24 protein-coding genes, 1 tRNA gene and 1 riboswitch are annotated in these 24,314 nt (G+C 38.9%); of the genes, 15 read left to right on the plus strand and 10 right to left on the minus strand.

Going from position 1 to position 24,314, the window contains the following annotated elements:
- Positions 1–93 precede the first annotated feature (93 nt).
- From C1A09_RS15170 to C1A09_RS15185, 4 genes are read left to right on the plus strand one after another with little or no spacing between them, the layout of a single operon-like run.
- Positions 94–3,225, plus strand: coding sequence for a SusC/RagA family TonB-linked outer membrane protein (locus C1A09_RS15170; RefSeq protein ID WP_281258253.1), 3,132 nt, complete (start codon positions 94–96; stop codon positions 3,223–3,225).
- A gap of 19 nt (positions 3,226–3,244) precedes the next feature.
- On the plus strand, positions 3,245–4,828 hold the full coding sequence (locus C1A09_RS15175; RefSeq protein ID WP_101545930.1) for a RagB/SusD family nutrient uptake outer membrane protein: 1,584 nt from the start codon (positions 3,245–3,247) through the stop codon (positions 4,826–4,828).
- Positions 4,829–4,840: 12 nt separating this feature from the next.
- Complete coding sequence (locus tag C1A09_RS15180; RefSeq protein WP_101545932.1) at positions 4,841–5,716, plus strand: zinc-binding metallopeptidase; 876 nt, start codon at positions 4,841–4,843, stop codon at positions 5,714–5,716.
- 12 nt (positions 5,717–5,728) lie between these two features.
- Positions 5,729–7,009, plus strand: coding sequence for a DUF4302 domain-containing protein (locus C1A09_RS15185; RefSeq protein WP_101545934.1), 1,281 nt, complete (start codon positions 5,729–5,731; stop codon positions 7,007–7,009).
- A 77-nt stretch (positions 7,010–7,086) separates the two neighbouring features.
- Here the strand turns inward: C1A09_RS15185 and C1A09_RS15190 are convergent, their stop codons facing one another.
- The 5 genes from C1A09_RS15190 to C1A09_RS15210 all read right to left on the minus strand — a co-directional run bounded on the left by C1A09_RS15190 (position 7,087) and on the right by C1A09_RS15210 (position 10,747).
- Complete coding sequence (locus C1A09_RS15190; protein ID WP_101545936.1) at positions 7,087–7,734, minus strand: MarC family protein; 648 nt, start codon at positions 7,732–7,734, stop codon at positions 7,087–7,089.
- Positions 7,735–7,791: 57 nt separating this feature from the next.
- Positions 7,792–8,484: a YjjG family noncanonical pyrimidine nucleotidase gene (locus C1A09_RS15195; protein ID WP_101545938.1), complete on the minus strand. Its 693-nt coding sequence runs from the start codon at positions 8,482–8,484 to the stop codon at positions 7,792–7,794.
- A 91-nt stretch (positions 8,485–8,575) separates the two neighbouring features.
- On the minus strand, positions 8,576–9,454 hold the full coding sequence (locus tag C1A09_RS15200) for a Cbp1 family collagen-binding glycoprotein adhesin (RefSeq protein WP_101545940.1): 879 nt from the start codon (positions 9,452–9,454) through the stop codon (positions 8,576–8,578).
- Between the two features lie 34 nt (positions 9,455–9,488).
- Positions 9,489–10,163, minus strand: coding sequence for a 16S rRNA (cytidine(1402)-2'-O)-methyltransferase (rsmI, locus tag C1A09_RS15205; RefSeq protein ID WP_101545942.1), 675 nt, complete (start codon positions 10,161–10,163; stop codon positions 9,489–9,491).
- A 14-nt stretch (positions 10,164–10,177) separates the two neighbouring features.
- Positions 10,178–10,747, minus strand: coding sequence for a DUF8457 domain-containing protein (locus tag C1A09_RS15210; RefSeq protein ID WP_101545944.1), 570 nt, complete (start codon positions 10,745–10,747; stop codon positions 10,178–10,180).
- Between the two features lie 207 nt (positions 10,748–10,954).
- On the opposite strand from C1A09_RS15210, the gene C1A09_RS15215 reads away from it, so the two are divergent.
- The 5 genes from C1A09_RS15215 (at position 10,955) to C1A09_RS15235 (ending at position 14,670) form a co-directional block, all read left to right on the plus strand.
- Positions 10,955–11,545 carry a hypothetical protein gene (locus tag C1A09_RS15215; protein ID WP_101545946.1) on the plus strand — a complete coding sequence of 197 codons (591 nt, stop codon included), beginning with the start codon at positions 10,955–10,957 and terminating at the stop codon, positions 11,543–11,545.
- Positions 11,546–11,614: 69 nt separating this feature from the next.
- Positions 11,615–12,220: a thymidine kinase gene (locus C1A09_RS15220; RefSeq protein ID WP_101545948.1), complete on the plus strand. Its 606-nt coding sequence runs from the start codon at positions 11,615–11,617 to the stop codon at positions 12,218–12,220.
- A 19-nt stretch (positions 12,221–12,239) separates the two neighbouring features.
- Positions 12,240–13,370: an AI-2E family transporter gene (locus tag C1A09_RS15225; RefSeq protein ID WP_101545951.1), complete on the plus strand. Its 1,131-nt coding sequence runs from the start codon at positions 12,240–12,242 to the stop codon at positions 13,368–13,370.
- Between the two features lie 79 nt (positions 13,371–13,449).
- Positions 13,450–13,522 (plus strand) — tRNA-Lys (locus C1A09_RS15230).
- 209 nt (positions 13,523–13,731) lie between these two features.
- Complete coding sequence (locus C1A09_RS15235) at positions 13,732–14,670, plus strand: DMT family transporter (RefSeq protein WP_101546077.1); 939 nt, start codon at positions 13,732–13,734, stop codon at positions 14,668–14,670.
- 6 nt (positions 14,671–14,676) lie between these two features.
- On the opposite strand, the gene C1A09_RS15240 is transcribed toward C1A09_RS15235, so the two are convergent.
- The 3 genes from C1A09_RS15240 to C1A09_RS15250 form a co-directional block, all read right to left on the minus strand.
- Positions 14,677–16,035, minus strand: coding sequence for an MATE family efflux transporter (locus tag C1A09_RS15240; RefSeq protein WP_101545954.1), 1,359 nt, complete (start codon positions 16,033–16,035; stop codon positions 14,677–14,679).
- 15 nt (positions 16,036–16,050) lie between these two features.
- A complete protein-coding gene (locus C1A09_RS15245; protein WP_101545956.1) occupies positions 16,051–16,602 on the minus strand; it encodes an NAD(P)H-dependent oxidoreductase in 552 nt (183 codons plus the stop codon).
- 223 nt (positions 16,603–16,825) lie between these two features.
- Positions 16,826–17,194, minus strand: coding sequence for a hypothetical protein (locus C1A09_RS15250; RefSeq protein WP_101545958.1), 369 nt, complete (start codon positions 17,192–17,194; stop codon positions 16,826–16,828).
- A 139-nt stretch (positions 17,195–17,333) separates the two neighbouring features.
- On the opposite strand from C1A09_RS15250, the gene C1A09_RS15255 reads away from it, so the two are divergent.
- Positions 17,334–17,582 (plus strand): hypothetical protein, encoded by a 249-nt coding sequence (locus C1A09_RS15255; RefSeq protein ID WP_101546079.1) that lies wholly within the window; start codon positions 17,334–17,336, stop codon positions 17,580–17,582.
- Between the two features lie 97 nt (positions 17,583–17,679).
- Here the strand turns inward: C1A09_RS15255 and C1A09_RS15260 are convergent, their stop codons facing one another.
- Complete coding sequence (locus C1A09_RS15260) at positions 17,680–18,531, minus strand: mechanosensitive ion channel family protein (protein ID WP_101545961.1); 852 nt, start codon at positions 18,529–18,531, stop codon at positions 17,680–17,682.
- Between the two features lie 122 nt (positions 18,532–18,653).
- Positions 18,654–18,750: riboswitch (TPP riboswitch) on the plus strand.
- A 176-nt stretch (positions 18,751–18,926) separates the two neighbouring features.
- Here C1A09_RS15260 and C1A09_RS15265 point away from each other — a divergent pair.
- The 3 genes from C1A09_RS15265 (at position 18,927) to C1A09_RS15275 (ending at position 22,541) form a co-directional block, all read left to right on the plus strand.
- Positions 18,927–21,221 carry a TonB-dependent receptor gene (locus C1A09_RS15265; protein WP_101545964.1) on the plus strand — a complete coding sequence of 765 codons (2,295 nt, stop codon included), beginning with the start codon at positions 18,927–18,929 and terminating at the stop codon, positions 21,219–21,221.
- Positions 21,222–21,224: 3 nt separating this feature from the next.
- A complete protein-coding gene (gene pnuC / locus C1A09_RS15270; protein ID WP_101545966.1) occupies positions 21,225–21,827 on the plus strand; it encodes a nicotinamide riboside transporter PnuC in 603 nt (200 codons plus the stop codon).
- A gap of 99 nt (positions 21,828–21,926) precedes the next feature.
- Positions 21,927–22,541: a thiamine diphosphokinase gene (locus tag C1A09_RS15275; protein WP_101546081.1), complete on the plus strand. Its 615-nt coding sequence runs from the start codon at positions 21,927–21,929 to the stop codon at positions 22,539–22,541.
- Here the strand turns inward: C1A09_RS15275 and C1A09_RS15280 are convergent, their stop codons facing one another.
- Positions 22,542–23,453: a DMT family transporter gene (locus C1A09_RS15280; protein WP_101545968.1), complete on the minus strand. Its 912-nt coding sequence runs from the start codon at positions 23,451–23,453 to the stop codon at positions 22,542–22,544. It lies immediately after the preceding gene.
- A gap of 71 nt (positions 23,454–23,524) precedes the next feature.
- On the opposite strand from C1A09_RS15280, the gene C1A09_RS15285 reads away from it, so the two are divergent.
- A complete protein-coding gene (locus tag C1A09_RS15285; RefSeq protein ID WP_101545970.1) occupies positions 23,525–23,704 on the plus strand; it encodes a hypothetical protein in 180 nt (59 codons plus the stop codon).
- Entirely contained in the window at positions 23,689–23,997 is a 309-nt protein-coding gene (locus tag C1A09_RS15290) for a type II toxin-antitoxin system RelE/ParE family toxin (RefSeq protein ID WP_101545972.1), read from the plus strand. The genes C1A09_RS15285 and C1A09_RS15290 overlap by 16 nt, the downstream gene beginning before the upstream one ends.
- Positions 23,998–24,314 lie beyond the last annotated feature (317 nt).

Genomic DNA, 24,314 nt, shown 5'->3' on the forward strand with positions numbered 1-24,314 from the left:
AATAATTTACACCTACCGTATAATGGTTTGTAGTGGATATGTAAATATAAATAACAAGTTCTTTCCATATTCATAATAAGTTAATAGCCAGCAATATACACACCTTACAGTTCTGCGAAGACTTTGCGTGTTTCGTATGTTGGTATGCAGACACTGGAAGTAGCGATAAAGCCTCATTTAAAGATCACAATGAAGGCTGACAACGAGGTTTTAGAAGAAGTTGTTGTTACAGGTATGCAACGTATGGACAAACGCCTATTTACAGGAGCAGCGACAAAACTGTCAGCTGATAATGTAAAGTTGGACGGTATTGCAGAAATCAGTCGTGCATTGGAAGGACGTGCTGCCGGTGTATCAGTTCAGAATGTGTCCGGAACATTTGGTACAGCTCCCAAAATCCGTGTACGTGGTGCTACTTCAATTTATGGTAGTTCAAAACCACTATGGGTAGTTGATGGTGTTATCATGGAGGATGTCACAGAAGTTGGTGCAGACGATTTATCCTCGGGTGATGCAGTAACATTGATCAGTTCAGCCATCGCAGGACTAAATGCCGATGATATTGAAAGTTTTCAAATTCTGAAAGATGGTTCTGCGACCTCTATCTATGGTGCGCGTGCAATGGCTGGTGTAATTGTAGTAACAACCAAAAAAGGTAAGGCAGGTAGTAACAAGATTAACTATACGGGTGAATTTTCAATGCGTTTAAAACCTAGTTATAGAAATTTTAACATTATGAATTCTCAAGAACAAATGGATGTATACAAAACCATGGCTAGTAATGGATACCTGAATTTTTCGGATGTCTATCGCGCTTCCAATAGTGGAGTCTACGGTAAACTGTATCATTTGACCAACGACTACTCTAATGGTGGATTTGCCTTAGCTAATACCATTGAAGCAAGAAATGCATACTTGCAACAAGCCGAATATAGAAACACTGATTGGTTTGATATTTTGTTCAATAATAGTATTTCACAGAATCATGCCATCAGTATGTCCAGTGGTACAGATAAAGCCTCTTATTATACATCCCTCAGTGCAATGTCCGATCCGGGATGGACCAAACAAAGTTCCGTACAACGCTATACAGCTAATATTAATGCACTATATAACATCTCCCGACAACTTTCTTTGAACTTAATAGGCAATACCTCCTATCGTAAGCAAAAAGCTCCCGGAACATTAAGTTCCAGTATAGATGTAGTTAGTGGTGAAGTCAGACGTGACTTTGATATCAATCCATACTCATACGCCTTAAACACATCACGTGCCCTTGATCCCAATGAATATTATGTTCGCAATTATGCTCCGTTCAATATTCTCCATGAATTAGAAAATAACAATATGGAATTAAGCGTCATTGACCTGAAGTTCCAAGGTGAATTGAAATGGAAACCATTTAAGAAAGTAGAATTATCGGCATTAGGGGCTTATAAGCACTCTTCTACCACTCAATCTCATAGTATCACTGATTATTCCAATCAAGCATGGGCTTATCGTGCAATGGATGATGCGACTATGAGAGATGCTAACCCATGGTTATATACAGACCCGGATGTTGTGAACTCACTACCTCTATCAGTATTACCGGTAGGAGGTTTTTATAGAGAAACCAAGTATGGCATGAATAGTTACGATTTCCGTGGTACAATCAGTTACAACGATGTTTTCGCTGATGACCACGTTATCAACCTCTTTGGTGGCATGCAAGTGACCGCTACGGACAGAACAAAAACTTGGTTTAACGGCGTAGGTATGCAGTATGACATGGGTATGTTACCTTCTTATGAATATTTGTATTTTAAACAAGGAAAAGAAGAAAACACTCAATATTATACAGTTGAAGAGACCCATTCTCGCGAAGCCGCCTTCTTTGCAACAGGTACTTATTCATATAAAGGAAGATACACGGTAAATGGAACGGTACGTTATGAAGGATCCAATAAATTAGGTAAAAGCCGTTCTTCTCGTTGGTTACCGACATGGAATGTTTCAGGTGCATGGAATATGCACGAAGAGAACTTCTTTGAAGAACTAAAACCCGCTTTATCTAATTTGACACTTAGAGCATCTTACTCTCTTACAGCTGACCGTGGACCGGCCAACGTTACAAATTCACATGTAGTAATAGAGTCTTATAATCCTTATAGACCATTTGCCAGTGTTGGTGAATCCGGGTTAAGAATATCAGATTTAGAGAATAGCGAATTGACTTATGAAAAGAAACATGAATTAAATCTTGGTATCGACCTTGGTTTTCTGGATAATCGAATAAACCTAGTAGTTGACTGGTATAAACGAAACAATTACGATTTGATAGGCAAAATCAACACAATGGGTGTAGGAGGGCAAATATCCAAATATGCAAATGTTGCAAGTATGCGTTCACATGGTATTGAATTCACCCTTTCTACTCGTAATATTGTCACCAAAGATTTCAAATGGAATACTGATTTCATTTTCTCTCATGCGAAAAATACAGTTACAGAACTGGATTCACAGTCACGTGTAATTGATATGATTTCCGGTGCAGGATTTGCTCTGCAAGGATATCCGGTACGTTCTTTGTTCTCTATGGACTTCAAAGGCCTTAACGAAAATGGTGTACCTACTTTTATCAATGAAAAAGGCGAACTGACTACAAGTGATATTAATTTTCAGGATCGTATTAATAAAGATCATCTGATTTATGAAGGTCCCACTGATCCTACTATCACTGGAAGTTTTGGTAATATGTTTACTTACAAAGGTTTTAAGCTGAATGCTTTTATCACTTACTCGTTTGGTAATGTCGTTCGCCTGGACCCGGTATTCAGCAGTAAATATTCCGACTTGGATGCTATGCCTAAAGAATTCAAGAATCGTTGGACTGTTACCGGTGATGAGAACAGAACCAATGTTCCCGTTATTGCAGACCGACGTATGAATCAACAGGATACCAATCTAAAACGCGCCTATAACGCTTACAATTATTCTACTGTACGTACAGCAAAAGGAGATTTCATCAGAATGAAAGAGATTTCATTATCTTATGATTTCCCGAAAACATGGATTAGCCATTTAAAGTTGAATACACTCTCCTTAAAACTGCAAGCTACTAATTTATTCCTGATCTATTCTGATGACAAGCTAAACGGACAAGACCCCGAGTTTTTTAACACAGGTGGTGTCGCAGCTCCGGTACCTAAACAATTCACTTTAACAGTAAGAATTGGAATTTAATATTAAAAATCTTAGAAATATGAAAAAGATAAATATACTATATTCAGCAGCAGTAGCTGTCTTATTATTTTCATCATGCAGCGATTTTCTGGATACGATGCCGGATAATAGAGCAGAAATAAATACAGAATCTAAAATTACCTCCTTATTGGTTTCAGCCTATCCTAAAGCTTTTCCTGTCATGATGAACGAAATGGCATCGGACAATGCTATGGATAATGGTTCGCTGTACTCTGTAGAGTCTCAGTCTCAAGAAGATGCATACTTGTGGCAAGATATACTTACCGATACCGATGAAGATACTCCGCAAGGTCTTTGGGATGAATGCTATCTTGCCATAGCCTCGGCTAATCATGCTTTACAGGCAATTGAAGATATGGGAAATCCGACGAGCCTGGCCCCTCAAAGAGGAGAGGCTTTAATGTGCCGCGCTTATGCCCATTTTATTTTGGCAAATACATTTTGTGAAGCCTACAATTATGAAACAGCCGGGAAAAAACCAGGTATTCCGTATGCAACTACCCCTGAGAAAGAAGTCGCTCCTAATTATACCAGAGGTACGTTGGAAGAAACATACTCCAAAATAGCAGCTGACATTGAAGAAGGACTTCCATTAATTAACGACAACCTATATTCCGTACCTAAATATCATTTCAATAAGAAAGCCGCTAATGCCTTTGCCGCCCGGTTTTATCTGTTCTATTTGCAAGCTGACAAATCCAATTATGATAAGGTGATTAGTTATGCAAATGCTGCACTGGGAACAACTCCTAGCAAAGTATTGCGAACTTATGAAGCAGACTTTGGAACTTTGTCCTCTCCTACTAATGTTGCTGACGCTTTTATCTCTGCCAAATCAACGGCCAATTTACTTATTACTACGATTAATAGTTCATGGCCTTATATTTATGGTCCTTATTCAATGTCACAGCGTTACGGGCAAGCCAAGGAAATTTGTGAGAATGAAAATCTCCGTGCTAAAGGTATTTGGGGGACAGGAAAAAACTTGGTGGCTGCCAATACCATTTGGAACCCGCAAGAGAAAATGCCTTTCCCGAAATTGGGTATGTATTTTGAATACACCGATAAGGTTAATGGTATAGGATATCGACATGCAGTGATAGTACCTTTCACTACCAATGAGACTTTACTCTGCCGGGCAGAAGCATACATAATGAAAACGCAGCCTGACTATGCAAAAGCTGTAACTGATATAAATGATTGGTTGGTTTCCGTTTGCTATGCAGATGGTGTACCTACCGTTACGGAAGAGTTTATTAATGATTTCTACAAAGATATAGAATATATGCCTACTATCGTAGAAAGTGCAACACAGCGTACAGTCAAGAAACACTTGAACCCGATTATTCCTTTTGTTGACGGTAAACAAGAGAATTTCATTCATTGCATACTCCAACTGCGTAGAGTGGAAACCATTCACGAAGGCCTGCGCTGGCTGGATATTAAGCGCTATGGCATTGAAATCTCTCATAACAGAGAAGGGCAAAGTCCTGATATATTAACCAAAGACGATCCTAGACGTGCATTCCAATTACCACAAGACGTAATTGATGCAGGTATGGATGCTAATCCCAGAAACTAAAAAATAAAGAATATGAAGAAGTTGAAATCATTTATATTACTCGTATTAGCTTTAACTGCTATCTCATGCAGTGAAGATAATTTGGACTCCAAAAGCATTTTTAACCCTAGCACTCCGGAACGTAATGCTTTTGAAACGTGGATATTAGAGAACTATACTAAGTTATATAATATTGATCTAAAATATAAGTTTGAAGACGTAGAGTCAGACTTAAAGTATAATGTCACACCGGCAGATTACGATAAATCCGTAGCACTGGCTAAGTTAGTAAAGTATTTATGGATCGACGTATATGAAGAGTTGGTTGGCAGGGAGTTTATTGCCACTTATTGTCCTAAGATAATGCATCTTATCGGTTCTCCAGAATATGAAAAGTCAGGTGGTTCCATGGTATTAGGAACCGCTGAAGGCGGATTAAAAATTACCCTTTTCAATGTGAATGGTTTAGATCCCAAGAAGCCAGATGTTGAATCTTTAAACTATTGGTACTTCAAAACCATGCACCATGAGTTTGCGCATATCCTGCATCAGACTAAAAATTATTCAACTGATTTCAATACAATATCCGCAGGCAAATACACTGGTCCCGGCTGGATGAATATCACCAATCTGGAAGCCCAGAAAATGGGATTTGTATCCAATTATGCCAGTACTGAAACGCAAGAAGACTTTGTTGAGACGTTAGCTTTATATGTTACATATACTGATAAGCAATGGAATGATATTTTAAAAGCAGCCGGTACCAACGGTGCTGCCATTATTCTTCAGAAACTAGAAATGGTAAAAGAGTATTTAGCAGAATCATGGAGCATAGATATTGATAAATTACATGAGCTTGTCCAAGAACGGGAACAAAATATTGATAAGTTAGATTTAGGAACTCTTTAAACAGAAGACAATATGAAAAAATATATTTATCTTTTCTTTTTTACATTCTCTCTTCTTTTTGTAGCATGTTCACCAGAAGCAGAAGATATTTTTGGTGAAAATGCGGCAAATAGAATAGAAGAAAGGTTGGCAGCAGACAAAGCCGTATTAGTTGGAGCCCAGAATGGTTGGCTAATGGAATATTATCCGGCCAGCGGACAGATTTACGGAGGTTATAATGTATTAGCCCTTTTCAATGAAGATGGCAAGGTAACCGTATCTGCCGATATTACAGGAGATGCTACTGCCCAAGCTACCAGTACTTATAGAATGAAGGAACAGGCAGGTCCCGTATTGACCTTCGATACATATAATAGTATTTTTCATATATTCTCCGATCCGAAAAATGACCTAGGAATAGGTACAGACGGAAAAGGTATGGAAGGCGACTATGAATTTACAATTATGGAAGCAACAGCCGAAAAGGTTGTATTGAAAGGGAAAAAAACCGGGAATAAAATTATTATGACTCCGTTTACCGGTGATTGGGATGAATATTTAACGAATATCGTTGATATGGAACAAAAGATATCCGTACTTCCCAAATTTGATTATACAGATGGAGATTTTAATGCTTCAGTTACGCAGTCATATCATACTTTTGCCATTACCTATCAGGAAGATGGAAATACAAAAGATATTACGGTTCCGTATATATTGACTGCCACGGGATTGAAATTTATGGAGCCATTGGAAATAAATGGTAAAAATGTAGAAACCTTAGAATTTCAAGATGTAGGTGACAACGGACAACTAGCATCAGGAAGTATAGTTTTAACTCCTAAGTTCCCATTAAATTATTATTTATTGAATGGTGACTGGTATTTTTCATATAAGAATTTGGGAGCATTTGGGCAGACTTATTGGAATTACGTTAAGAAGAATGATTTAGAGCCTAATAACATGCACTTAGAGACAGCTCTGTTTACACCTTTCTCCGACACTGAAATAGCTTTTTATTGGATATGTGATGGTGCCCCTGGATATCTATTCTTTAAAACAGCAGCCATAGGTGACAATCAAGTTAAAATAACTTTTGCTTTAAGTGGAGGTGGAACAGGTGTAACATTCTACAATAATTATGATTGGGATTATATGATTTATCCATTCTCTAAAGGTACAACCGGACTGACATTTACTTTGACTGCCGATGATGAAAAAAATCCTTCTATCATAACAATGACAGACAATTCTAATAATAAGAATGTAATCAAAGTATTCAAAGATGAGATTTTAGATCCATTCAACAATTAAGATACTTTTTCTGTTTTAATTCTAACATTTACTTAAAAGGATATGCTCACATGCAGGCATATCCTTTTTTTGTACAACTATCCCAAAGCTCCCTCCTTTATAATATCTATCAATATCGGCTTCATCCCACTTACAAAACATTCCACAGCAATCACCATCAGGATAAGTCCCATCAGACGCATCATTACATTATTGCCGGTTTCACCCAATAAGTTAACTAAGCGGGTGGATGCCCTTAATATCAGGAACGTAAGAAAATAGATAAGTGCTATCGTCCCTATCAATACCCCCTTCATTTCATAAGAATGTGCATCTTGCATCAGTACGATAGCATTGGCGATGGCTCCCGGACCACATAGCATGGGAATTCCTAATGGAGTAATTGATATATCATCTGCATAAGTCTTTATTTCTTCATCCTTCAACTTCATCGGAGTATAACGGGCTTGCAACATATCGAAGCCAATCTTAAAGATAATAACTCCACCAGCTATACGAAAGCCATTCGTTGATATACCAAAAAACTTAAACAAAAACTGACCTGCAAAGGTAAAAACCATAATTGTGATAAAAGATACCAACGTAGCGCGACTAACGATAGAACGACGTTCTTTTTCTGTCATCCCTTGTGTCATTGTCAAAAATACAGGCATTGTACCTAATGGATTAGTCAACGTGAAAAAAGAAGTGAAACATAGCAATGCAAAAGGGAAGATAGTTTCCATAGTAGTAATTTTATATGTTCATCATTGGAGACAAAAATACTACTAATCTACCAAATGTCACAATAAATTCATTAATTCTTTCAGATCGGCAATTTGATAAGTAGGAGTAAATGGGAGTTTCGTTATACCTGCTATATTATAAAAGACTTGATGCATACCTACTCTTGCCGCCCCAGTTATATCATTTTCCCAACTATCACCAATCATCAAAGAATCTCGCAATTCAGACTGAGTAGCTGAAAGGGCGAAATGGAATATCTCCGGCCAGGGTTTTAAAATACCAATATCATCAGAAAGAACTATTTTTTTGAAATACCGATCAATATTTGATGAACGCATTTTATGAAACTGCATTTCCTGAAAGCCATTAGAAAGGATATATAAGTTGTATTTGGGAGCAAGATATTCCAGCACTTCACGAGCGTGTGGCATCAGTTTACTTTTAGTTGGAATTGTAGAAAGCGCGTCTTTTTCATACGCTTTCGCTAAAATAGCATTTCCCGCTCCCACTCTTTCCAAAGGATAAAGATAGCGCTGACGATTTAATTCCTGTTTAGTAACTTGTCCATTGGCATACTCCTTCCAGAGTTCCAGGTTACGACGATTATATAATTCGTAATAGTGTTCAAACGAGTCGAAAAAACGATCATACCCATACTTCTGATACATTTCCTCGTATGTATCACGAGCATTCAGAGAAAAGGCCCAAAGAGTGTCATCTAAATCAAAAAAAAGATTTTTATAAGGCATAAGGATAAAACTAAAAAACTGTTTCAAAAGCAGCTTGACCGACAAGTCCACTTTTGAAACAGTCTCCACATATTATATTACCATTTTCAAATTACTTCACCTGAATAACCAAATACTTGGATACGCTCCAGAATTCTTTAGGATTGGTAATCTTTAAAATAAGCTGGCTTTTATCATCTTTTTCCAAAGCATAGGAGCCTGCCGGATGGGTTGTCAGGATATCAGCATCTTTGGAATACAATTTGATTTCTTTTGTCGTACGAATATCTACCTGCGTAAAATAGTCCTTATTGACATCACCATCCTTCAGTACCTCACCCTTCTTGAAGAGACCTGAACCACTCAAAATCTTCTGATCTTTCAATTCCTTTTTTGTCCCAAATACAAACCAGGCTGTATTAAGCGCTTTATCCTGCTCTGCAACAGTCTTAGACTTTGCTTCATTCTCGGCAGTCAGCTCATCCTTAGTAGCTGTCAAACCGGTAACAGCAGCATCCAATTCCTGGATGCGGATGTTCTTGGAAGCCAATTCTGCTTGTAGTTCCTCAATGCGTTGAGTCTTTGCCGTCAACTCTTGAGTCAAAGCTTCTACCGCCTTTTTCAATTGCGCAGAATTTGTTTTACTATTCTTCAACATAGATTGTAATTTAGCAATCTGCTCCTTATTTTCTTCCATCTGTTTACGGATAAATTCAATATCAGAAGCAATCTGTTGTTTTGCATTCAAAGAACCTTCTGCCACAGCACCACGTTGCAAATCCACACGGCTTTCTGCAGCATTGATTTGACGGAAACCTTCAGAAATATCATTGAATGTACCCATCATTTCATCCAATTCAGCATTACGCTGAGTCAGTTCCATCAAAAGAGAATCATTTTCAGCTTTCAACTGGTCTTTACTTCCACCAGAGAAACTGTCACACGATGCCATTACGGCTGCGCATACAATTAAAACAGCTAACTTTTTCATACGTTTTTGTTTTACGTTTTGTTAATGAAGTTATTTAATCGTCTATTCCTTCTATTACAATCACTATTTCGCCACGCGGTTCATTGACAGTGAAATGCTCAATCAGTTCCGTAAGAGCACCTCGTACCGTTTCTTCATGTACCTTAGATATTTCACGAGAAACTGTTGCCTGACGTTCCGCACCAAAATACTCGGCAAACTGTGTTAATGTCTTAACCAGCCGATGAGGAGATTCATAAAATACCATAGTCCGGTGTTCTTCCGCTAATATTTTTAGCCGTGTCATACGACCTTTCTTCTGCGGTAGAAAACCCTCAAAACAAAATTTCTCATTCGGCAAACCTGATGCGACCAAAGCCGGAACAAAAGCCGTAGCACCTGGTAAACATTGCACTTCAATACCGTTACGAACACATTCGCGAACCACTAAAAAACCCGGATCTGAAATTCCCGGTGTGCCGGCATCGGAAATCAGTGCAACAGTTGCACCACCCTTTATTTTATTAACAACACTTTCCACCATTTTATGTTCATTAAATTTATGGTGAGATTGCATTGCATTCTTTATTTCAAAATGTTTCAATAGTATTCCTGAAGTACGTGTGTCTTCAGCCAAAATCAAATCTACTTCTTTCAAAATACGGATAGCACGAAATGTCATATCCTCCAGATTTCCTACCGGAGTAGGCACTACATAAAGTTTTCCCATACCTACTATCTATTTTAATTGAAATATTTCTTGAGAAGTTCTATAAAATCAGTCGTAGCTTCGTTCTCTTCATCCGGATGAACGGTTGAAATAAATATATCCAAAGCTTTCTCCAAAGAAGCAGCTTCACCTAATTGTTGCATCACTTCATTCATTCGTACGGCATCTCCATTAAAAAGTTCACGGGCAAAACGAAAAGAATCGTTCAAACTAATGGCATGACGTAAATCTGTAGCAGGTTTGATACGTTCTGCCAAAATCGGTGCAGCAGCAGTTACGACATTAGGGACAGGATCAGGAGAAACTTCAACTTTTGCCTGTTCTTCAGCAACAACTTTTTGCTCGGAAGCTGATACCGTTTCGGTGACAGAAACATCTGGCATTGCAAGAGTATCCGGAACTGCAGGAGTAATAACAAAAGTCTCATCAAGTTGCTTAACCAAAGCTTCCAACTTCTCCTGCATCTGATGGATATTTCGCTTGGCCACTATCCGCAATACAGGATTGGTATCAGTAGAAATAGCTTGCATCAAGCATTTCAACTCCTGAATGTCCAACTCAATATCATTCAATAACGTTTGCATATCCTTTACTCCGTCTGTGTTAACGGTACAAATGTAGAAATAAATATCGGGAAGTAAACAAAAGTATCAGATTTCTTTAACCGTTATACTACAAGAAAGAACAATTACAGATTACACAGGAGACAAACTGTTAAATATCATCAAAAGCCCAATTAAACACATCTGACATAGAATTAATTATTTATATTTATCAAAGATTATATCTCAATGCCTACACCGAATTCTCCAAGTTCGCTTTGGAATTTTACCGGTAATCCCAATCCTTTTCTCATAAGCAAGAATACCCCTCGAGAAACGGTATATTTCACTAATAATTTAAATGAATATTTACTATATCAAGACAGTGTGCAAATAACGACAGCTATAAAAGACAGCCTCAGTCCTATTTTGATTCTTCAATTCCTGAAAGAAGAATTGGCGATGCACGGTATCATAGCACAGTATCCTGTAAAGAACAAACAACCGGCTACTTATATCATAGAAATCAGCTCTTGCGAATGTCGTTATAAAATAAATTCACGTCTGATTCCCAAGGGCAAAAAAAAGCCCAGATATACCGGTAATTATCAAGTAGAATATGCCATAACGTGGAAAGAACGTAAAAATAACAAGGTAATACCTGTGGAAGACGAAACGAAAGATCGCATTGCATACGAGTGGGAGTATAAACCTAAAACCGACATGAAAGAACTACCCAATCTTTCTACTTCCATGACAAAACTCTGCTGGAGAATAGCCAAAACTAAAGCCGTACAAATAGTCAATGCCTTAAAGGAGAACAATGACAGTCTACAATGATAGTCTATAAAAAAACATTGTTTTCAAACAAAATGATTACTTTTGCGGTTAAATATAACATTTAAAAACATGGTATTATTTTCGGAAGATCACATACAAGAAACCAAACGTAGAGGAAGAATTGAAGTTATTTGTGGTTCTATGTTTTCAGGAAAAACTGAGGAACTGATACGTCGCCTGAAACGTGCAAAATTTGCCAAACAACGTGTAGAGATATATAAACCTGCCATAGATACTCGCTACTCAGATGCTGATGTAGTGTCTCATGACAGTCATTCCATAGCTTCTACTCCTATAGATTCATCAGCAAGTATTTTGTTATTTACTTCAGAGATAGATGTAGTAGGTATTGATGAAGCACAATTTTTTGACAATGGATTGATTGATGTATGTAACCAACTAGCCAATAACGGTATACGTGTTATCATAGCAGGCTTAGACATGGACTTCCGTGGTATGCCTTTCGGTCCAATGCCAGGATTGTGTGCTATTGCCGACGAAGTATCCAAGGTACATGCTATCTGTGTGAAATGTGGACAATTGGCCTCTTTCTCTCACCGTACTGTAAAAAATGACAAACAGGTATTACTGGGAGAGACTGCAGAATACGAACCACTGTGCAGGACATGTTATCAACAAGCAATTAAAGAAGACCGGAAAATGGTCAACAATTAGTAACAAATATCAAAGAAGGATGGAGCGAAAAAAGATTACATTCGACAGTTTTATCCGTGGTATCATCCTCGGTGTTATCATTATTGCTATATTGATGCTCCTGAAACGATTGAGCAGCGTCTTGTTACCTTTCTTCATAGCTTGGTTGATCGCTTATCTGATATATCCATTGGTCACTTTCTTCCAACATAAATTGCGATTAAAAAATAGAGCTATCTCTATATTTTGTGCTCTAGTCAGTCTTTTATCAGTAGGCACGGCTGTTTTTTATCTTTTAGTTCCTCCGATGATACAAGAGTTTGGTAAAGTAAAAGATTTATTAATACAATATTTTTCAAGTGGAACATATAACAGTAATGTGCCTCAAACCCTATCAGAGTTCTTACGGGAAAACATTGACGTACAATTCATTACTAATCTATTTAATAAAGAGAATTTATTAGATGCAATGAAAGAAGCCGTTCCTCGGTTATGGTCATTAATCTCTGATTCTATTGATTTAATGTTTAGTTTCTTCACCATATTCCTTATTTTATTATATATCATATTCATTTTGTTGGACTACGAAAGTATCTCCGAAGGTTGGACGCATCTTGTTCCATTGAAATACCGTTCTTTTGTTACAAATATTCTCAATGATATAAAAGTCGGTATGAACCGATATTTCCGTGGACAAGCTTTCGTGGCTCTATGCGTCGGCATTTTATTCAGTATCGGATTTTTAATTATAGATTTTCCCTTAGCAATAGGTTTAGGTTTGTTCATTGGCGCTTTAAACATGGTACCTTACCTACAAGTCATCGGACTTATTCCTACCGTTATGCTTGCTATCCTGAAAGCCGCTGATACAGGAGAAAACTTTTGGATAATCTTAGCCTCCGCTGCCGCCGTGTTTATCATCGTACAAATTATTCAGGATGGTTTCATTGTACCACGTGTCATGGGTAAGATTACAGGGTTAAATCCGGCCATTATTTTATTATCTCTGTCTATTTGGGGATCCCTTATGGGAATGTTAGGAATGATTATTGCATTACCACTGACTACCCTAATGCTCTCCTACTATCAACGCTTCATCATCAACCGAGAAAACATTCATAAAGTAGAATATACTGATAATCAATTAAAAACAAAAAACAAGGAAGAATAATATAAACTTTTTTACCCTTATCCCTTGCATTTTCAATAAAAGTATCTATCTTTGCACCCGCTTAACAGCAATAAGGTTTGATTCGCTAGCTCAGCAGGTAGAGCACAACACTTTTAATGTTGGGGTCTTGGGTTCGAGCCCCAAGCGGATCACTGAAAAATCAGAGAGTTACATAAAAGTAACTCTTTTTTTTATACCTAAATTACGCTGGTATACACAGTTCAATTAAACCGAGAGTTAAACCAAGAAGCCATACATATAGTTTCCCTCCAAAAAGAAGACTAAACACCTTTTGCAAATACAAATGTAAAATCTACCTTTGCAATTCGAAAAATCAACTACGAAAATAAAGTGTAAGTTTATGAATGTAAAAGTAAAAGGATATATATTGGGAGCCGTTGCAGCAGCTACTTACGGCATGAATCCGCTCTTCACATTACCGTTATATAAAGAAGGAATGGATCCGGACTCTGTTCTTTTTTTCAGATACCTGTTTGCCATACCTATTTTAGGCATCATGTTGAAAGTAAGAGGTAGAAATTTCAAATTAAAACAGAAGGAAGTATTACCGCTAATCATTCTGGGATGGTTGGTTGCTATATCATCTCTTACTTTATTTCAAAGTTATAATTATATGGAAGCAGGTATCGCGTCAACCATACTTTTTGTTTATCCTATTTTGGTAGCGTTAATTATGGCTGTGATTTTCAAAGAAAAGATCACACTACAAACGATATTATGCATCCTGCTGGCGCTAAGTGGCATCGGTCTGCTTTATAAAGGTGGGGATGGTGCAACGCTTAGTTTGATCGGTGTTGGATTGGTCATGGGCTCCGCACTCTCCTATGCCATTTATATTGTAGGGGTAAATCGACCGGTATTAAAAGATGTAGCAACCTTAAAAGTTACTTTCTATGTACTACTTTTCGGTCTGTCACTCTTTCTAGTCCGAGTAGATTTCGGACAAAGTCTGCATATTGTTGATAAGTGGTATCTGTGGGGTAACCTGCTTGCACTAGCGCTTTTTCCCACTGCAATATCTTTTCTCTGTACCACCCAAGCCATTCAAGACATAGGCTCTACTCCAACAGCTATTCTTGGAGCTCTAGAACCTGTAACAGCTGTTTTCTTCGGAGTAACCATCTTCGGTGAAAGTTTGACATTACGGCTGACTTGTGGAATAATATTAATTATTCTAGCAGTAACACTCATCATAGCTGGAGGTAATATTACGACCCATTTAGTGCGTTTCAGAAAGTTATTTCCACGATTACCATTAAAACATACTAGAAATAAATAACCCCATTTATAAGCCTTTCATCTTCCCCAGTATTTTAGGAAACTGCCAGAAGAACAGCAGTGTACAACAGATTGCCGCTGTAGCGTCTGATATCGTTTCTGCCGCATAGACTCCGGTTACTCCCATAAAATGGGGAAGTATCAAAGCCAACGGTATCAACAAGATAACCTTGCGAAGTAAAGCTATGAAAATGGATATCTTCGCCTGCCCCAATGCGACAAACATATTTTGACAGGCACGTTGCAAACCAAAAATAGTCATACCTCCCAAGAAAACCGGCATCGCCCAATGAACAGTCCCTATCAGATACTCATCACTCGTAAAGGCTGATGCAACCGTCGACGGAAATAGGATCATAAATAACATCAGGAACAGATTGAAAGAAAACATAGTAATCAATGCTATCCGGAAACACTCCTTTACGCGCCGCTTATCACCATGTCCGTAATTATAACTCGCAATTGGTACAAACCCCTGCGCAAATCCCGTTAATGGTACACTCACAAACTGCATCGAAGTCTGTAAAACCGTTAATGCACTAACGTAAATATCTCCAAATTCTTTCAAACTGCTATTCAGAACAAAACCGACCAAACTCTCAGTACTAGCCATAATAAATGGGGATATCCCCAACGCCAACATCGAAAGTAGAATTCCCTTGTCCAACCTCATATAACGCCTTTCCAACGGTAAAGAAGCATGCTTTGAAAAGAGAAAGCGTAATACCCACACAGCACTGCAAGCCTGAGATATCACCGTAGCTAAAGCAGCACCTTTTACTCCCATATCAAACCAGAAAATAAAAATAGGATCGAGAATAATATTCAAAAACGCCCCTATTAAAACCGAGCACATAGCAATAGTAGGTCGCCCCTGTGCATTGATGAAGGAATTTAGTCCTGTAGAAATTTCTACAAAAATAGTCCCCAATAAATAAATAGAAAGATAGTCAACCGCATATCCCAGTGTATTCTCCGAAGCACCTACAAGCAGTAGGATAGGTTCCATAAAGATATATGCAATACAAGAGGTCAATAAAGTGAAAATAATCAACAGACTGAAACCATTTCCTAATATTTTTCCAGCTCGCTGACGATCATCTTGCCCAAGTGCAATGGCTGCCAATGGAGCACCACCTCCTCCCACAATTGCAGAAAAAGAAGAAATCAACACCACGAGAGAGATAGTTACACCCACACCCGCCAACGCATCCGTCCCGATTCCCGGTATATGTCCGATATAAATGCGGTCCACAATGCCATACAACAAATTAACAAATTGTGCCGCTACCGCCGGAAGTGCCATCTTGAAAACCAATGGCAACATACGTTCGGTTCCTAGACGTTCTTCATATTTATTTATCATTTCTTTTGAGTTTACTCACCAACTATCTCCAGTGTGCCCGCTATTAAGCAAACTCTCTATTTTCTGTCTATATAGATTAGAAGCTTCAGCCGCATTTTTAGCAATATCTCCCGTACCCGTTCCATACACCACAATAGGAGTCTGCCATACCATGCCCGAATGAATGGCACTACTTTGATATGGACGTAACAACTCATCCACTGTGAAACAGTTCTTGCCACCACTGCGATAGGCTTCCGCGTTTGAACCCGTAGTTGTAACTACCAATAAAGGTTTACCAGCAACGGCAGGTGTCTGAGACAAATAGGTAAAAACCTCATCTTGCCATTTTTTCAATAGAGAAGGTGCCGATAACCAATAAAAAGGGAACTGATAAACAACCGCAGACGCATCCGAAATAGCCCGAGTCCATTCATCCACATTAAAAGGTAATTCCTCTTCATATAAATTGAACACAGACACTCCGTCTATATCCTTCACCGTATCTATCAACATTCTGTTGGCTCGCGAATCCTTCATTTTAGGATGCGCTAAAATAATTACTACTTTTCTCAAATCTTTATTCATGAGTACTAATCTATTGATGACAAAACAATATCTTCGTAAAGATATGAAATTTCAAGATTTGCGCCATATCCTATTTGTTAATTTTAAGTCATCAGGAAGTATACTTTAAATGATTATTAAAAACATCATTGACCTGTTAAAACGATTTTTTTTAGAAGAAGGACTCAAGAAACATTTTGCTATTTCCCAGAGAAAGTAGAAAAAGGCTATTACCGATATAAGGCTACAATCCCTTCGTGATTATAGGTAAGCCAAAAAATCCTTTTTGCAAAACCAAGTTTTTGGGCTTATCTTTACGCGCTTTATTATAAGTAGCAAGAGAAACTCTGCATGTTTCTCTTGCTCCATTCTCAAATGTTACCTCCAAATAATACTCCTTATGTATACTATCCGATACATAACGATGTTTTCCTATTTTACGTCTCTTTTCGTGTTGTTCCGTATACTTTCTAAGTACAGTCACTGTAATTTCCTTGGTCGAATTGGTATCCGCCATATAAAAATTACCTATAAGAAAAAGCCCATAGACAATAGAACTTACGCAAGCAAAATGACAAAACATATTAATCATCTTACTATCCATTTCTGTCATCCATATCCATTTTTTATAGAAAGGAGAAGTAATTACAACAAATACAACACATTACGTTCCACTATACCCCTTCATCTCCCTATGAACTAACTTACCCGACAGAATGTTATACCTAATAATAACTAAAAACGAAAGTATCATGGATAAAAGCTTAATTCATAGCAATGAATTACATTTCATCAATAAGAAACGTATTCACGAAGCAGTAGAGAAAATGGTAGATTCACTGGATATGGCGGCAGGTTCCACCATGGGATTTAACCTGTATGCAGTAGTAGAAACTTATTTTACAGATTTGGAAAAGCGAGAAGAAATTAACCGCTTATTGAATTTGGAGAAAAATACTTGTGAGAAGATAGAAGAAGAACTCCATATCTTCGAGATATAATATAAATAAAAAACACCACTGATTACACAGATAGAAACTTAATTAAATTTTTATCTGTGTAATCAGTGATGAAAAAATCTTTTCACATATCGATTTATTAATCTTTTGCCTGATGTACTGTCAACTGCGGGAACGGGAAACCAATACCTTCTTCATTGAATACAGCATAAATAGTCTTATTCATGTCGAAATAAACGCCCCAGTAATCAGCGCTGTTCACCCACACGCGGATAACAACATTCACACTGCTGGCATCCAAAGCATGAAGTGCTATAAAAGGCTCAGGAGTATTCAGTATACGCTTATCAGCAGCTAGAATACGGCGTACCGTACTTTCTACTTTATCATAATTCTCTCCATACTCCACACCGATTATCCAATCCACACGGCGGGTATTTTCGCGGCTGTAATTAGTCACCGTCCCACTACTCAAAGCACCGTTAGGGATATAAATCACTTTATTATCGGCTGTAGTCAGAATAGTATGAAAAATCTGGATCTCGCGTACCGTACCAGATACCCCCTGGCTCTCAATCCAATCACCTACTTTAAAAGGGCGGAACAGTAAAACGATGAGTCCACCGGCAAAATTCTGCAAGTTTCCTGACAATGCCATACCAATAGCCACACCGGCAGAAGCCAGTAAAGCGGCAAATGAAGTAGTTTCTACCCCCAACTTACCGATAACGGCAATAATCAATAAGATCGTCAGCAGAATATTGACCAAACTTTTCACGAAACTCTGAATACTCGGCTCAATTTGTCTTTTTGACAATATTTTGGCTAAAAGCTTCTTGATAAAAGAAATCAAGAACCTACCTACTACGAAAATAATGATAGCGCCAATGATGCGACCACCAGCACCAACGCCCCAGTCTATCAACTGTTGAATAAGAATTTGTACCTTGCTGAAACCTTCTTCAGCAGCTTGAACGGCAACCGCCGCCATTAACAAAGGTGATAACATAATGATTTTGTTTTAATAAATTAATGTGGCAAAATTAACAAATTAATTCAGTTTTCGTTCACAGAACTTGTAGATTTCGTCAGAAAGTAATACTTTTGCAACCGATTTCAACTAAGGGGTGCCCTAATATGACGGGCTGAGAACATACCCATTGACCTGATCCGGGTAGTGCCGGCGGAGGGAAAAGAAGAAAAATTCCCCTTTTCTGGTTTCATCACTGATTATACAGACTAACACAGCTTGTTCACCACAGAGAACAACAGAAGTCATAAAAGGATAAAAGCTTGTGTTAGTCCGCATGATTTGCGGTTAAAAAATCTTTGTGAACCCAGTATTCTCTGTGATGAAAGTAAAAACATCAAATAAAAGTATTGCAAATGAAAAGACGTGTAATGGCGACATGCCTTCTAATGGTAGCGTTGAGTGTCTGTGCGCAGCCCAAAGAAAAGGATAGCTTGCAAGTAGTGGATCTACAGGAAGTAGAAATTATTTCCACACGTGCCACAGGAACCACTCCGGTGGCATTTACCAATGTAAGTAAAGAACAACTGAAAAAACAGAATTTCGGAGTGGATATTCCATATTTACTGACATTTACCCCTTCTGTACTGACAACAAGCGATGCAGGAACCGGCATCGGCTATACCAGTATTCGTGTGCGCGGAACGGATGCTACGCGCATCAACGTCACTACCAACGGTATACCGATGAACGATGCCGAGAGCCATTCCATCTTCTGGGTAAACACGCCCGATTTTGCTTCATCCCTGCAAGATATGCAAATCCAACGTGGCGCGGGAACTTCAACAAACGGTGCAGGTGCTTTCGGCGCCAGTATCAACATGCAGACACAAGGTATTTCACCGAAACCATACGCTGAAATCTCCGGTTCTTACGGCTCGTTCAACACGCATAAAGAAACCGTAAAAGTGGGAACAGGTATCATCAATGAGCATTGGGGGTTTGACGCTCGTCTGTCTAATATCCAAAGTGACGGTTACAGAGACCGTGCCGACGCCGACCTGAAATCTTATTTTGTCCAGGGTGGTTATTACAATGAAAATACCACTATCAAGTTCATCACCTTTGGTGGAAAAGAAGAGACTTACCATGCTTGGGACGGGCTGGACAAAGAGATGCTACAAGCACATCGTAAATACAATCCAAACGGAGAAATAAAGGATGATGAAGGAAACGTGACAGGTTTCTATGACAACCAGATAGACTATTATCGCCAAACACATTACCAACTGTTACTGAACCAGATCCTATCGCCGTTTTGGGATCTAAACGTAGCCCTGCACTATACCGACGGAGATGGCTATTACGAAGAATATAAAAACGCACGTACCTTGATGGAATATGGTCTGCAGCCTTTCGAGGTGAATGGTCAGACTATCAAAAAGTCCAATCTCGTACGACGTAAATTAGTGAACAGCGGTTTTGGTGGTGGAGTGTTCTCCGTAAACTATAACAGTGATAAAATCGATGCATCCATAGGCGGAGGATTGAACTATTATAAGAATACGCACAACGGTAAGGTGATATGGGTAAAGGACTATATCGGTAACCTAAGCCCCGACCATGAATACTACCGTAACATCAGTCGCAAAACAGATGGTAATATCTATGCGAAAGCCAACTGGAAAGTAGGTGGTGGCGTTAATCTCTATGCCGACCTGCAATATCGTTACACCCGTTACAAGATAAATGGCAACAACGATAAATGGGACTGGACTGCTGATCCCGGTCATCTGCAACCGCTCAACATCGACGAAGAATTTAATTTCTTCAACCCGAAAACCGGTGTTTTCTGGAGTATCAACCCATATAATAAAGTATACGGTTCCTTCAGCGTTGCCCATAAAGAACCTACCCGTAATAATTATACCGATAATCTCTTCGCTGCTCGTCCCAAGGCAGAACGTCTTTTCGACTATGAACTGGGATACACTTTCCATAAAAACTGGTTCAACGCAGGAGTCAATCTTTACTATATGGACTATAAAGACCAATTGGTGCTGAATGGGCAGTTGAACGAAATCGGTGAAGCCGTAGCAGAAAACGTAAAAGACAGTTATCGCATGGGTATTGAACTGATGGCAGGTGTACAGATTGCCCAATGGGTGCGTTGGGACATCAACGCCACCTTGAGCCGTAACCGTATCAAAAATTATACGGAATACCTGAGTGACGTCAATGAAGACTGGAACGACATGTATAGTGAAAGTTGGGGTATCTCACAAACCACCCGTTATATAGGAACAACCCCTATATCATTTTCCCCGGATTTTATGGCAAACAGTTTGATTTCGTTCGACTATAAAGGTATCAATGCTTCTTTACAGACGCAATACGTCAGCAAACAGTACCTCAACAATGCCCATCAGGAAGATTGTACACTGAATGCATACTGGGTAAGTAACCTCAATGTAGGTTATACTTTCAAACTACACGGTATAAAGTCTGTCAATGTAGGAGTTACAGTGTATAACCTCTTTAATGAGCTCTACGAAAGCAATGGATATGCATCAGGAAGTGCCGTCTATGAAGGCCACGGCAAAGACCAGATAAAGACATCGGACAGTAAACTGCTTTATACCTCAAATTATGCAGCCTATTATCCGAATGCCGGTATCAATGCTTTGGCGCACATCACACTAAGTTTCTAACGTATGGAACAAATTCTTGAAATCATAGGTACACTTGTCGGACTTCTCTACCTTTGGTTAGAATACCGTGCCAGTATCTATCTTTGGATAGCGGGTATCGTTATGCCCGCCATCTACATTTTTGTTTACTACGATGCCGGTTTGTATGCCGATTTCGGTATCAATATCTATTATCTGGGGGCTGCCATTTATGGCTGGACGATGTGGAAATACGGAAGTTTCCTACGTCGTAAGTTTCTGCGTAAACAAATTTCAGGCAAGGAAAAACGACAAGTAGAGTTACCCATCACCCGCATGCCGTTACAGTATCTATTACCGCTTACCGCCGTATTCGTCCTTACCCTCGTGCCCATCGCCTGGATATTGATAAACTTCACAGATAGTAACGTACCTTGGTTGGATTCTTTCACTACTGCACTAAGTATCATCGGTATGTGGATGTTGGCTCGTAAATATGTGGAACAGTGGTGGGCATGGATTGCGGTGGATGCCGTTAGTTGCGGTTTGTATATCTACAAAGGGCTCGATTATACAGCCGCCTTATACGGTCTTTACACAATAATCGCTATTTTTGGTTACTTTAAATGGAAGAAAATGATGATTTAAATGAAAGAACTAAGAATGAAGAATTACCTTGCGGTATGTTTGCATAACACAGCCAAGTTCTACATTCTTCATTTTCCCAACGTAAAATCAGACAGAAAGATGGTAGAAGCAGTAATTTTAGCAAACGGGGAATACCCGACGCATCCCCAGCCTTTGAATATCCTAAAAAAAGCACCTTACGTAGTTTGCTGCGATGGTGGAGCCGATGAATATATCCGGCAGGGACATGTACCAGATATGATTATCGGTGACGGAGATTCTCTCAGTGAAAAGAACCGTACAAAATACGGACATGTTCTCCATCGTATCAACGATCAGGAAACAAACGACCAAACCAAAGCCGTTGACTATCTCCTTTCACAGGGCAAACACCGGATTGCCATCGTTGGAGCTACCGGGAAACGAGAAGACCATACTTTAGGAAATATCAGCTTACTTATGGATTATATGCATGCAGGTGCCGATGTACGTATGTTCACGAACTACGGTGTATTTATTCCCTGCCGGAATACACAGAGCTTCCCTTGTTCTCCCGGTCAACAGATATCCATCATCAACTTCACAGCCTGCGGACTATGCGGAAAAGGGTTGGTTTATCCACTCAGAAACTTCACCAATTGGTGGCAAGGTACACTCAATGAATGTACGGGAGAGGAATTCACAATTGAAGCAGAAGGGGAATATCTGATATTTATCAATTATACCAATCAATAATCACGTTTTCTTTCTCTCCGCCACTTCTACAAAGTATACACTGATACAAATCATGACAATCGCAACGGCTTGTGTCCAGCTAAAGCGATCTTGCCCCAATAAAAGGGAAGTAACGGTAGTGACCACCAAAATCAGATAGCTGTAAATGGAAACAACTGTTGTCTTTAGATATTTCAGTCCGATAGGAACAAGAAAATAACTTATGTAGGTAGGGAAAATGAGAACAAACGCCAAAACAGCCCATACCATCCAATGCCACCTTCCGTGCCAGGCGTCTACAAATAAAGGAGCATCCCAACCCACAATCGACGAAACAACCAGCCCCATTACCGCCGCACTGCCAAAGATATATTTCATCATCGTCACCACTCCCACTTTTTCCAATAATTTCTTGCTCACAATCAGATAGACGGCAAACACCAGCGAACTAATCATACAAAGTATATTTCCCGTAAAAGCATCATGGGCCAAATCATCACTACCTTGCGTAATGATACATAATAACGCACCTCCAAACCCCAAAGCAATGCCGATAATCTTCATCAATGTAGCCTTCTCTTGAAGAAAAAAGACAGAAATAAGAAATACCCAAATGGGCTGCATAGAGTTAAATATAGCACTGGAAACCGGAGTAGTCTTACTGATACCCAACAGATAGCAAAACATAAACCCATACAATCCAAAAGCTCCAAGGCAAAACAGTTTCATCTGCTGCCGCTTTGTAACAGGTGCTTCCTTTACAAACCAGCCTGTTATCCAAAACATCACTGCCGCAAATATACATCGCATAGTGACACCCGTCAACGCACCCAGCCACAAGGGGAGCAGAAATTTCAACGCATTCATATTCAATCCGGCCATGACGCGCGACGCAATCATGCTGAGATTGGCTTCCAGCTTCTTATCCTTCATAAGATTATATTTTGAGGGTACAACAATTTATTACTTTATTATGTTTTAAAGAAAAGATAGGAGATTATATTATGACAGAAAAAGAAGAAAATAACAAGACAAAGCCATCATCCAAACAACCTAAGTCCGTCCTTGCTTTCTATATCCGACTGCGGCTGGACATTAAAACCGCCTGCCAACAAATTGAAAACGGATTGGGACAAGAAGATATAACCATCAATGAGGAGGTAGAAAAATGGCTAAACAAGTAATCTGGTCTCCCCTTGCCAAAGAGGAACTAAAAAAAATCCTGTTATCCACTATAGACAAACAAGGAGATAAGCGAAGTTGTAAAACGCTATATGGTCTGTTTCAAAATGTTCTTCACCGTATCACCCTGAACCCCTTCATCGGAAAAGTCACCGAAATGGAGAATATACGTTACGTCACCCCACATCCCAACTATACTGTTTTCTATCGACATAGCTTGTTGAAAATAGAGATCCTTGTTATTTGGGATAATCATCACAAAGCAGGAAGAATGAAAATGATAACGGAGAAGTAAAATCCGTCAAGAGCAGATTTATATATCATTAACTGTAAGACAGAGGTTCTGTCTGCTTCAAATATATCATCTGTTCGAATGAGACGCATAGTCTGTTTGCTCACAACAGACTATACACTTTGCAAAGACACATCATGGGAATGACGCGATTCAATAACCAGGTTACCACACTTCAGCTCTTTAAATGCCACATGTTAACCCCGTAAATACCCGTCATTTCACCTGCTGAGGTGTGGCATTTAGGTTAACTAAGGTTGACATCCTCAAAACTGAAGTGTAGCATTTGCAATGAAGTTATGTAAGGACAAAATAAAAAC

It is taken from the genome of Bacteroides cutis (assembly GCF_900241005.1).
GTDB lineage: Bacteria > Bacteroidota > Bacteroidia > Bacteroidales > Bacteroidaceae > Bacteroides > Bacteroides cutis.

Coding starts and splice junctions, on each gene's coding strand:
- C1A09_RS15175 (WP_101545930.1), top strand. CDS start 3,245: ATGAAAAAGATAAATATACTATATTCAGCAGCAGTAGCTGTCTTATTA.
- C1A09_RS15180 (WP_101545932.1), top strand. CDS start 4,841: ATGAAGAAGTTGAAATCATTTATATTACTCGTATTAGCTTTAACTGCT.
- C1A09_RS15185 (WP_101545934.1), top strand. CDS start 5,729: ATGAAAAAATATATTTATCTTTTCTTTTTTACATTCTCTCTTCTTTTT.
- C1A09_RS15190 (WP_101545936.1), bottom strand. CDS start 7,734: ATGGAAACTATCTTCCCTTTTGCATTGCTATGTTTCACTTCTTTTTTC.
- C1A09_RS15195 (WP_101545938.1), bottom strand. CDS start 8,484: ATGCCTTATAAAAATCTTTTTTTTGATTTAGATGACACTCTTTGGGCC.
- C1A09_RS15200 (WP_101545940.1), bottom strand. CDS start 9,454: ATGAAAAAGTTAGCTGTTTTAATTGTATGCGCAGCCGTAATGGCATCG.
- rsmI (WP_101545942.1), bottom strand. CDS start 10,163: ATGGGAAAACTTTATGTAGTGCCTACTCCGGTAGGAAATCTGGAGGAT.
- C1A09_RS15210 (WP_101545944.1), bottom strand. CDS start 10,747: ATGCAAACGTTATTGAATGATATTGAGTTGGACATTCAGGAGTTGAAA.
- C1A09_RS15215 (WP_101545946.1), top strand. CDS start 10,955: ATGCCTACACCGAATTCTCCAAGTTCGCTTTGGAATTTTACCGGTAAT.
- C1A09_RS15220 (WP_101545948.1), top strand. CDS start 11,615: ATGGTATTATTTTCGGAAGATCACATACAAGAAACCAAACGTAGAGGA.
- C1A09_RS15225 (WP_101545951.1), top strand. CDS start 12,240: ATGGAGCGAAAAAAGATTACATTCGACAGTTTTATCCGTGGTATCATC.
- C1A09_RS15235 (WP_101546077.1), top strand. CDS start 13,732: ATGAATGTAAAAGTAAAAGGATATATATTGGGAGCCGTTGCAGCAGCT.
- C1A09_RS15240 (WP_101545954.1), bottom strand. CDS start 16,035: ATGATAAATAAATATGAAGAACGTCTAGGAACCGAACGTATGTTGCCA.
- C1A09_RS15245 (WP_101545956.1), bottom strand. CDS start 16,602: ATGAATAAAGATTTGAGAAAAGTAGTAATTATTTTAGCGCATCCTAAA.
- C1A09_RS15250 (WP_101545958.1), bottom strand. CDS start 17,194: ATGACAGAAATGGATAGTAAGATGATTAATATGTTTTGTCATTTTGCT.
- C1A09_RS15255 (WP_101546079.1), top strand. CDS start 17,334: ATGGATAAAAGCTTAATTCATAGCAATGAATTACATTTCATCAATAAG.
- C1A09_RS15260 (WP_101545961.1), bottom strand. CDS start 18,531: ATGGCGGCGGTTGCCGTTCAAGCTGCTGAAGAAGGTTTCAGCAAGGTA.
- C1A09_RS15265 (WP_101545964.1), top strand. CDS start 18,927: ATGAAAAGACGTGTAATGGCGACATGCCTTCTAATGGTAGCGTTGAGT.
- pnuC (WP_101545966.1), top strand. CDS start 21,225: ATGGAACAAATTCTTGAAATCATAGGTACACTTGTCGGACTTCTCTAC.
- C1A09_RS15275 (WP_101546081.1), top strand. CDS start 21,927: ATGGTAGAAGCAGTAATTTTAGCAAACGGGGAATACCCGACGCATCCC.
- C1A09_RS15280 (WP_101545968.1), bottom strand. CDS start 23,453: ATGAAGGATAAGAAGCTGGAAGCCAATCTCAGCATGATTGCGTCGCGC.
- C1A09_RS15285 (WP_101545970.1), top strand. CDS start 23,525: ATGACAGAAAAAGAAGAAAATAACAAGACAAAGCCATCATCCAAACAA.
- C1A09_RS15290 (WP_101545972.1), top strand. CDS start 23,689: ATGGCTAAACAAGTAATCTGGTCTCCCCTTGCCAAAGAGGAACTAAAA.